At 48.8% G+C, this 5,644-nt stretch carries 7 protein-coding genes and 2 pseudogenes; all 9 read right to left on the bottom strand.

Going from position 1 to position 5,644, the window contains the following annotated elements:
- A pseudogene (locus AC3DOM_RS15100) lies at nucleotides 1–335 on the bottom strand (hypothetical protein); the annotation flags it as partial.
- A gap of 14 nt (nucleotides 336–349) precedes the next feature.
- Nucleotides 350–799, bottom strand: coding sequence for a QcrA and Rieske domain-containing protein (locus AC3DOM_RS15095; protein WP_487919872.1), 450 nt, complete (start codon nucleotides 797–799; stop codon nucleotides 350–352).
- Nucleotides 800–814: 15 nt separating this feature from the next.
- Nucleotides 815–1,117: a hypothetical protein gene (locus AC3DOM_RS15090; protein WP_487919871.1), complete on the bottom strand. Its 303-nt coding sequence runs from the start codon at nucleotides 1,115–1,117 to the stop codon at nucleotides 815–817.
- Between the two features lie 9 nt (nucleotides 1,118–1,126).
- Entirely contained in the window at nucleotides 1,127–2,575 is a 1,449-nt protein-coding gene (gene dsrK / locus AC3DOM_RS15085) for a sulfate reduction electron transfer complex DsrMKJOP subunit DsrK (protein ID WP_487919870.1), read from the bottom strand.
- Between the two features lie 22 nt (nucleotides 2,576–2,597).
- Nucleotides 2,598–3,344: a respiratory nitrate reductase subunit gamma gene (locus tag AC3DOM_RS15080; RefSeq protein WP_487919869.1), complete on the bottom strand. Its 747-nt coding sequence runs from the start codon at nucleotides 3,342–3,344 to the stop codon at nucleotides 2,598–2,600.
- A gap of 124 nt (nucleotides 3,345–3,468) precedes the next feature.
- Nucleotides 3,469–3,786 carry a TusE/DsrC/DsvC family sulfur relay protein gene (locus AC3DOM_RS15075; RefSeq protein WP_487919868.1) on the bottom strand — a complete coding sequence of 106 codons (318 nt, stop codon included), beginning with the start codon at nucleotides 3,784–3,786 and terminating at the stop codon, nucleotides 3,469–3,471.
- 67 nt (nucleotides 3,787–3,853) lie between these two features.
- The gene (locus AC3DOM_RS15070) at nucleotides 3,854–4,063 is read right to left on the bottom strand and encodes a dissimilatory sulfite reductase D family protein (protein ID WP_487919867.1); all 210 of its coding nucleotides are present in this window, start codon (nucleotides 4,061–4,063) and stop codon (nucleotides 3,854–3,856) included.
- Nucleotides 4,064–4,074: 11 nt separating this feature from the next.
- A complete protein-coding gene (dsrB, locus tag AC3DOM_RS15065) occupies nucleotides 4,075–5,133 on the bottom strand; it encodes a dissimilatory-type sulfite reductase subunit beta (protein ID WP_487919866.1) in 1,059 nt (352 codons plus the stop codon).
- Nucleotides 5,133–5,644 (bottom strand): annotated as a pseudogene (locus tag AC3DOM_RS15060) (dissimilatory-type sulfite reductase subunit alpha); the annotation flags it as partial. The pseudogene AC3DOM_RS15060 and the gene dsrB, both read right to left, overlap by 1 nt.

Below are 5,644 nucleotides of genomic sequence, written 5' to 3'. Positions count from 1 at the left end.
TGTCCATGCTCGGAAATAGTCTTGAGCGCTTCGGCTTTTTGGACCTCGAGGTCTGTTACCGTGAAATAGGCCGGATCTACCGTCAATTCGACGCCCAGCAACTCCAGTGCCTGCAGCGTATCCGGTACGTAGCCAGGTTTTTCGGAGGCCACCCAAGCCTGTCCACGCGGCCCGCGCGGGCCACCACCTGAAGGGCTGACGTGACAACTGAAACACGGTTCACCTGTTTGTGCAGAGTATTCTGGCAAAGCCTGCACCGTTGAGACAAGGAACAACACCATAAACAACTCTATGACAAGAAGCAATGAGCCAAGAAGAATCAAGATTCGTTTCATTTCAGTCTCCGGTCTCAAATCTCACCTACAGTAACCATCTCGCCTTCGACGCTTATGGGGAACTGTTCCAACGGGATGGGTGGGGGGCCGGCAAGCACATCACCAAATTCATCGAAACGACCATCATGACAGGGACAATAGAATTCTTTTTTATCTTTCTCCCACGCTACGAGACATCCCAAGTGTGTACAAACCAGCGAAAACGCCCGCAGGCTTTCCCTTGTTCGTAAGACCACAACTGACACACCACCATAGGTGATGGTTTTCGTCCCGCCTACGGGCAGTTCGGACAGCGGGAACGAGACTGGTTTGGCTTCCTGGATTGTATTTGTCTGAGGAAACAGGCGCACCTGCAACCAGGTTCCCAGCCAGGCCGCACTTACAGTAGCCAGTCCAAGCTGAATGAACTGGCGGCGGCTGGTAAAGACAGATGGTTTAGGCGTTGGATCAGGTATGGTTTTCATAGTGTCGCTCACCTGTTAAGGTGCCAGGAGGATTGCGTCCACGCCAACGTAGGCATGGCAATTATTGCAGGAAGTGACAGGATCATGACATTGCAGGCAATCGGCCTTAACCAGATCGCCGCGATTGACAATATCCTTGTGATTGGCTTGCCACCAGTCCAAGGGGCTATGGTACTCGGGGGCTGGCAGGCTCGGGTCAAGATAAACCGCCAGCGGCCCTTCCCCATCCTTGACCGGCTTTTCCACATATTGTGGGTAAAAGGCAATGCTGAGGATGAGAATTCCAAGTGTGACAAGAGACAAAGCTACTTTACGCATAAGTGTCTCCTACTTCAGCTTCAGAGAATTTGCTAATAAATCGATTACGCCACCTACCTGAACGGGAACTTCCCAATACTTCATTAGCTCAGGCAATTGTGCTTTGCAAATTGCGCAAACTGTGGCAAGGTAGTTAGCTTGTGTATATTTGACTGCCTCTGCACGCGGCTTTCCGCCCGCCATTCGTATTGGCATCAACTCGTCGGTTAACAACCCCCCACCAGCGCCACAACAAAATGTATTTTCTCGAATCGTATTTCTCGGCATTTCTACAAAGCGATTACATGTATTGCGAATGATCTCGCGGGGCTCGTCGAGCAAATTTCCGGCACGGGCTGAGTTACAGGGGTCATGGTAGGTCACCAGGAATTCATCATTGGCTGATTTATCAATATGCCCTTCAAAGGCTCCCTTGCGAAACATATCGACGATATATTGGCTAATATGATAAGGATATGGGGGATCAAAGTCATCCATTGACCCACTTAAAGTAGGAGTTAGGATTCCAGCTCGCCAGGCATGTCCGCATTCCCCCCAGATAATTGTCTTGGCACCTAATTGTCGACCAGCTTCAAGCATTCGCTGATTAACCTTCTGAAGATTTTCAAAATTCAGGAAAAGGCCAAAATTACCCGCCTCATTGCAGTATGTACTTGTCGTCCAACTGACTCCGAGAAAGTGAAATAATTTGCCATAGCCGATCATCGTATCTGTATTGGCAAAATTATCTGCGGAAGGGGGAATAAGTAAAATATCTGCCCCCTCCTCATCCACCGGGAACTGGATCGGTAAACCTGTTATCTCCTCCATATCTTCTGCGAGAAATTCGCTGTTATCGATCCAGGCTAAGGGAGGGATGCCCAGGTTGTTACCCGTTTCATAAACCTTGGCAACAACCTCTGTGACATATTTCGTGGAGATACCGATCGAAGCCATGATCTCGCGGGCTGCTGCCGTTATCTCGGCTGTATCGATCCCGTAAGGGCAGAAGACCGAGCAACGCCGGCATTCCGAACACTGATAGAAGTAGGTGTACCACTTCTGGAGCATTTCCTCATCGAAATCAGCAGCATCTCCCAGACCTGGAACGAGACCCGCAGGTGTGAAATAGCGTCTATAGACTTTGCGCATCAGTTCTGCACGGGCGACCGGGAAATTCTGAGGGTCGCCCGTCCCCAGGAAGAATTGGCATTTATCGGTGCAGGCCCCACAACGCACGCAGGCATCCATATACACACGCAAAGCCTGGTTTTTATCCAGCAATTCACCAAATCTGGCAATTGCCCGCTCCTGCCAATCCGGTACAAGTTCCGAGGGCAAGTTTATCGCTGCTGTATCCTTTGGCTTACTGGGATGACATTTCACTTCCGCAGAAGCGTGTTCGCGGATCTTGGGCGGACGAAGTTCACCTTTTACCGCGGGATCCTTGATGATGGGGGTCTCGTCAAATTTTGCCATGGGTTTTCTCTAGACCAGTAGCTTAGTAGCGTTCAACAGGATTCTTGTATCTTTTGCCACGTACCTGTACCTGGAATGGTTGATGCCGTGACGGGCTGAAGATAATCCCGCCAGCGTGCATTAATTTGCTGAAGGGGAAGTAAATCATTAGGACCAGAATAAAGAATAAATGCAAAAGGAATAAGGGATGGCGAGGCACTTCGACCAGACGGAATGTCATCAATCCCAGAATGAAGCTCTTCACATCGACGATATTGACGTGCATCCAGTAGCTCACCATCAGTCCTGTAGCAGCAACCAGTCCAAGCAACACCAAGATGAAATAATCGGGAATGTTGGAGATATAGAGAGTACGCGGCAAGCCCAATCGTCTCCAGAACAGGAACAAGGCCGCAACCCCAAACAAGATGCCGAAAAACAGCGCTACAGGTTCCATATACAGAACGATGCCCGGCACAGGGTAGGTAAAATAACGCAGGTGACGAAACAGGACTGAAACCAAGGCGGCGTGAAAAATCCAGGCACCAGCCCACAGCCATTTATCAGCTTTGAATAAATTTGGAAAAAGAGTTACATCGCCAAGAACCCTCAGAACGGCGCCCCCTTCTGTTTTTGGCGCTGGTGTCAACGAATGTGGCAATGGCATAGGTGTACGCAAGTAGCCGTACAGCCTCCATAGCAAACCTGCAACGAAAGCGAATGTTGCAAAGTATGCCAATCCAATGAAGAATAACGAAAGCAGTGTCCACAAAATATCGCTTGTACTCATAGATCCTCAACGTAAACGACAAGGGATAGGGGTGGAGAATAGAGAAGATGGCTTTTGATGCACATCTACTCCCCCCCTATCCCTGGACTTTGACTTTGATATTACAGTTTTGTGCAGAGAGTAACTAGACACATCCAGTTGGTTTGGGCAAACCTGCGATCTTGCAGGCACCTTTTGCCGGACCGCTTGGGAACATCTCATAGATCGTTTTGAGATCGTACCCGGTCTCCTTGCAAAGCTTACGAATCATTGGAGCGATACCAAATTTCTTATAGTAATCTCGCAAATAGTTGACAATTTTCCAGTGATCTTCAGAAAGTTCTTCAACTTCCTCAGTCTTGGCAATTGCGGCTGCCAACTTTTCGCTCCATTCATCAGGATTTTCGATGAAGCCGTCTTCGTCAACTTCTAATTGGACACCATCCAAATCAATCATGGGCATAATGCTACCTCCTAAACCTAATAGCTTTTAGCTTTCCTGTAATGTGTGTTTAAATGCTTTGGTACGTTTATGCGTCAGGGATTTTGATAAAAGTAGCTCCACCAAAAGATGTGAACTCCAATATTTCAGCGTTGACCAATTCAATGAGGGCTTTCTTGGCTATTTTCTTATCAATACCAAGACCTTTGGCTATGTCACGATAGGTCATCATCTTCCCTTTTTTCTTGAAAAACTCAAAAATCTGGTCTTTCAGTTCCGCAGTCACTTCGTCACTCATAAATCACCTCTTTACCACTTGAAGGCGGGTGTTGATCGATAGGTATCTGAAGCCAGAGTGAAATCATCAATGAGTTGGACAGAGAAGGGGATGCCCGTTAGGCTGAAGAAACGCTCCCAACCAACACGTTCAATCCATTCACCCATGCGCTCATGCTTGTTAGCGTGGGATGCCCAGGTTTCGAGAATATTGCGCACCGCATCGGTCACTTCAGGCCAGCGAGGTGGATTATTGGGCAAGAATGGGATCGCCAGACGGGAGAATTTCGGTGGCGTACGTGCACTTGAGATTTTGCCCCCCACCCAAATGGATATTCCGTCTCCAACCGGATCAGCGACTGGCATACCCGGGCACATGGTATAGCAATTGCCACAGTACATACATTTCTCGTCAGTCACTGTAAGCGACTTTGCCTTGGGGTCAGGGCGAATAGCACCTGTCGGGCAAGCTGCGATCACATTGGGGATTTCACATTTTGATCGCACGATATCATGGTCAATCGTAGGAGGTTTGCGGTGGATGCCCAAAATCGCGATATCTGAGCAATGCACGGCACCGCACATATTGAGGCAGCAGGCCAGTGAAACTCGGCAATGAGCCGGCATTTTCCAATCTGTGAAATACTCGAAGAGATCATCCATGACTGCTTTGACAATACCCGAAGCATCAGTTGCGGGCGTGTGGCAGTGGATCCAGCCCTGCGTGTGAACTGGATTGCTAATTGAGTGGCCGGTTCCTCCAACTGCATAGCCTTCTTCTTTCAGATGTGCAATCAGAGGCTCAAGCTTTTCTTTTTCAGACACTAGGAATTCCAGGTTATGTCGGCTGGTAAAGCGAAGATGCCCACCACAAAATTTCTCGGCAATCCCGCAAATATCACGGATCCAGTCCGTGCTCACCAATCGTCCCGAACCAACGCGAACGGTATATAGCTCATCACCAGATTCTCCGACATGCAATAGCACGCCTGGTTTGACTCTTTCATGATACTTCCACTTCCCGTAGTTTTCTTTGATAACGGGTGGAAGCATTTCTTTATAATTTGGAGGTCCGAAGTCAGTTCTGGTCATTATTTCACCTCCTCAGGATCCCAGAAGTAATAGGGATTCGCACGCGGTGCACTGATCATTTGAGGCACAGGAGGCAAATCCATTGCCTTCAGGAATGCACGCATTCCCAGGCGGTTGATTAATTCGCCAATCCGTTCACGCATCTTGCCGTTCTCATCCCACCATTCCCAAGCTGTGCGGATGAAATCCTTGAAATCATCATATGGGGGTTCCATCTTCATAAAGGGAACGATCACCCAAGCCATCAATGCCCCATGAACAATGGGAGCTTTCCCTCCGACGAGGATCGTCGCACCTTGATCTTTACCAGGTCGAAGCGCCTTGGGCATCAGATTGATACAGTGCATGCAGCGGTTGCATTCGCCATTATCGATGGTCAGAGTCTTGGTTTCAGCTTCCCATTTTATACAACCTGTCGGGCATAAATCCACAACTTCAGCCTGGATATCCATGTTTCCATCAGCATAGTTGGCAACTTCATCAGGATCCATGCGAATCTCATCACGCCAGG

The organism is Candidatus Desulfolinea nitratireducens, assembly GCF_982879505.1.
Note: the sequence above shows the minus strand (reverse complement) of the source record. Positions and strands in the feature narration are given on the sequence as shown.

Coding starts and splice junctions, on each gene's coding strand:
- AC3DOM_RS15075 (WP_487919868.1), bottom strand. CDS start 3,786: ATGCCCATGATTGATTTGGATGGTGTCCAATTAGAAGTTGACGAAGAC.
- dsrB (WP_487919866.1), bottom strand. CDS start 5,133: ATGACCAGAACTGACTTCGGACCTCCAAATTATAAAGAAATGCTTCCA.
- dsrK (WP_487919870.1), bottom strand. CDS start 2,575: ATGGCAAAATTTGACGAGACCCCCATCATCAAGGATCCCGCGGTAAAA.
- AC3DOM_RS15070 (WP_487919867.1), bottom strand. CDS start 4,063: ATGAGTGACGAAGTGACTGCGGAACTGAAAGACCAGATTTTTGAGTTT.
- AC3DOM_RS15090 (WP_487919871.1), bottom strand. CDS start 1,117: ATGCGTAAAGTAGCTTTGTCTCTTGTCACACTTGGAATTCTCATCCTC.
- AC3DOM_RS15095 (WP_487919872.1), bottom strand. CDS start 799: ATGAAAACCATACCTGATCCAACGCCTAAACCATCTGTCTTTACCAGC.
- AC3DOM_RS15080 (WP_487919869.1), bottom strand. CDS start 3,344: ATGAGTACAAGCGATATTTTGTGGACACTGCTTTCGTTATTCTTCATT.